The organism is Protofrankia coriariae (genome assembly GCF_001017755.1).
Taxonomy (GTDB): Bacteria; Actinomycetota; Actinomycetes; order Frankiales; family Frankiaceae; genus Protofrankia; species Protofrankia coriariae.
In genome coordinates this window covers 90,587-92,929 of record NZ_JWIO01000004.1, presented here as the reverse complement: position 1 = coordinate 92,929, position 2,343 = coordinate 90,587, and the positions used below count along the sequence as shown (strand labels likewise).

The following is a 2,343-nucleotide window of genomic DNA, read 5'->3' as shown; positions in this document are numbered from 1 at the left end:
CCCGCCGCTACCGGCTGCTGCCGGGACGGCAGTTCACCGCGGTCAACCGCTGGGTGGTCGGAGTCGAGGAGGCCGACGGCTACGCGCTGCTCGTCTTCCCCCATGACGCCGGCACCTTCACCGTCGCCTTCGTCCACCTGCCGGGGGACCGGGCGCTGGCGGGGCTGCGCCGGGTGCCGGTGTTCGAGTCGGCCGCGCGCATCATGTCGCTCGGGGCGGCCTGGACCGATCCGAACTTCGCCGAGCCGATCTCCGGCGTCACGGTCATGAGCGGGCTGCGCAACATGTTCCGGCCGCTGGATCCGGCGGTGCCGGTCGGCCTGCACGCGCTCGGTGACACGGTCTGCACCACCAACCCGCACTTCGGCCGAGGCTCCTCGCTGGCTGTCACGCACGCGTTGCGGCTCGTCCAGGCGGTGGCTGAGGACCCCGGCGATCCCGCCGCCTGGCGGGACCGGGTCGACGCCTGGGTCCGGGGCGAGCTGCGGTCGTGGTTCGACGACGCCCGGCAGCTCGACCGGGCGCGTGCCGCGGCCTGGTGGGCGGCCGTCGACGGCGGGGCGCAGGCCATCCCGTCGATGAGCCCGCCGAGCCCGGCGTCGCTGCCGCGGTTCGTGCTGCTCGCCGCCGCCGGTGTCGACCCGACGGTCGCGACGGCGGCGCTGCGCCACATGCAGATGACGGATCCGCCCGAGGCGCTGGACGCGGTGGAACCGCGGGTGACGGACCTGATCACTCAGGGCTGGCGTCCGAGTCGTTCCCCGGGGGTGCCCACCCGGGCCGAACTGGTCGAGACGATCTCCGCGGTCAGCGTCCCGGTACGGTGATCGCCGTGATGACCAGGCCGTTGCGGGCCAGCCAGCGTCCGGTGAAGCCGGTCAGCCGTTCGGGGGCCTGAGGCTCCAGGGACGCGGAGAGATCCGCGGGGAGGGCTCTGTCGGGCTGGTCCCTCCCCGGTGGGACGCCACCGGGGAGCACCGGCCCGTCCACCAGCAGGTGGACGGAGAAGGTGCCTCCGAGCGGGTCGATCGTGATCGACGCGTCCTCGAAACCCAGCCAGCGCCGGGCCAGCGGGAACCACGCCTTGTAGACCGATTCCTTCATGCTGAACAACAGCCTGTCCCAGTGCACGACGGGATCCACGGCGGGACCGCCGGGCGGCAGCGCGCCCGGCCGCCCGGCGGGATCCCCGGGCGGCAGTGGCTCCGAGCGCGCGGCGGGGATGCCGTGCGGCGGGCCGCCCGGGCGCGCGGCGGAGCCGTCGCGCAGCAGCGGGTCGAGCCAGTCCCGTTCCTCGGGGCGGGCGATCTGGTCGAGCACGCCCGCCGGCAGGGCCTTGTTCGGCTCGGCGTCGATACCGACCGTGAGGATGTCGGCGGACCAGGCCGCCACCGCGGCCCGGTAGCCGGCACAGTGCGTGATGCTGCCGATCACCCCGGCGGGCCACTGCGGCTCGCCCTTGGGCCCGCGCAGGATCGGTACCGGCGATATGCCCAGGCCTGCGAGCGCGCGGTGGGCGCACACCCGGGCGGTGGTGAACTCCCGGCGGCGTTTGTCCACGGACCGCGCGAGCGTCGCGGCCTCCTCCGGGAACAGCACGGCGTCCGGATCGTCGGCGAACGCCTCCACCGCGACCACCGCGGGGTGAAGCAGCGTGGCGAGCAGTTCGGCCCCGGCGACGGCTCCGCCGGACGAGGCGACGGCGCCGGACGGGGTGGGGGGCCCGGACGAGCTGAGGTCGGTCGCGTCTTTGGGGAGGCGGCTTCCGGGCACGACGGCCCCAGCCGTCCCGGTCTCTGATATCCCGGTCCCTGATATCCCGGTCTCAGTCATGTCGCTCCGGCTCCGGCAGTATCTGCCGGGGAATGTTGCGCGGGCCGTTCCAGCGGCGCCACTCCCGAGGATAGCCGATCGAAACCTCCTCGAACCGGACGCCGTCATACCACGTTGTTCGGGGAATGTGCAGATGGCCGTACACCACGGCGGCGGCCCGGAACNGCCCGGAACCGCCGGTGCCAGTCGGCGGTGTTCTCCGTGCCGCACCACTGCGCGAACTCCGGATAGCGCAGCACATAAGTCGGATCCCGCACCAGCGGGAAATGGTTCACCAGAACGGTCGGCAGCTTCGGGTCACATGCCGCGAGCCGTTCACGGGTGTGCTCGACCCGGGCCCGCGACCAGGCGTCCACACTCGGGTAGGGGTCGGGAACCAGCAGGTACTCGTCCGCGCAGACCACGCCCGTGCGGTGCGCCACGGCGAGCGCCTCCTTCTTGGAGCTGGTGCCGGCCGGCCGGAAGGTGTAGTCGTAGAGGAGGAACAGCGGAGCCACCGTGACCGGCCCG

At 73.3% G+C, this 2,343-nt stretch carries 3 protein-coding genes and 1 pseudogene (1 of these 4 running past the window's edge); 2 read left to right on the top strand and 2 right to left on the bottom strand.

Annotated elements, in window-relative coordinates:
• Together FrCorBMG51_RS29285 and FrCorBMG51_RS29280 are read left to right on the top strand one after the other, a co-directional pair.
• Nucleotides 1-106 carry the 3' end of an FAD-dependent oxidoreductase gene (locus tag FrCorBMG51_RS29285; protein ID WP_052914275.1) on the top strand. Its footprint begins 584 nt before the window's first position, so the window shows 106 of its 690 coding nt (coding positions 585-690); its start codon lies off the left edge, out of view; the stop codon is at nucleotides 104-106.
• Entirely contained in the window at nucleotides 54-827 is a 774-nt protein-coding gene (locus FrCorBMG51_RS29280) for a hypothetical protein (RefSeq protein ID WP_052914273.1), read from the top strand. The genes FrCorBMG51_RS29285 and FrCorBMG51_RS29280 overlap by 53 nt, the downstream gene beginning before the upstream one ends.
• Here the strand turns inward: FrCorBMG51_RS29280 and FrCorBMG51_RS04185 are convergent.
• On the bottom strand, nucleotides 808-1,665 hold the full coding sequence (locus FrCorBMG51_RS04185; RefSeq protein ID WP_047221866.1) for a 4'-phosphopantetheinyl transferase family protein: 858 nt from the start codon (nucleotides 1,663-1,665) through the stop codon (nucleotides 808-810). The two genes, FrCorBMG51_RS29280 and FrCorBMG51_RS04185, sit on opposite strands and share 20 nt — an antisense overlap.
• A 160-nt stretch (nucleotides 1,666-1,825) precedes the next feature.
• Nucleotides 1,826-2,343 (bottom strand): annotated as a pseudogene (locus FrCorBMG51_RS30535) (metallophosphoesterase); the annotation flags it as partial.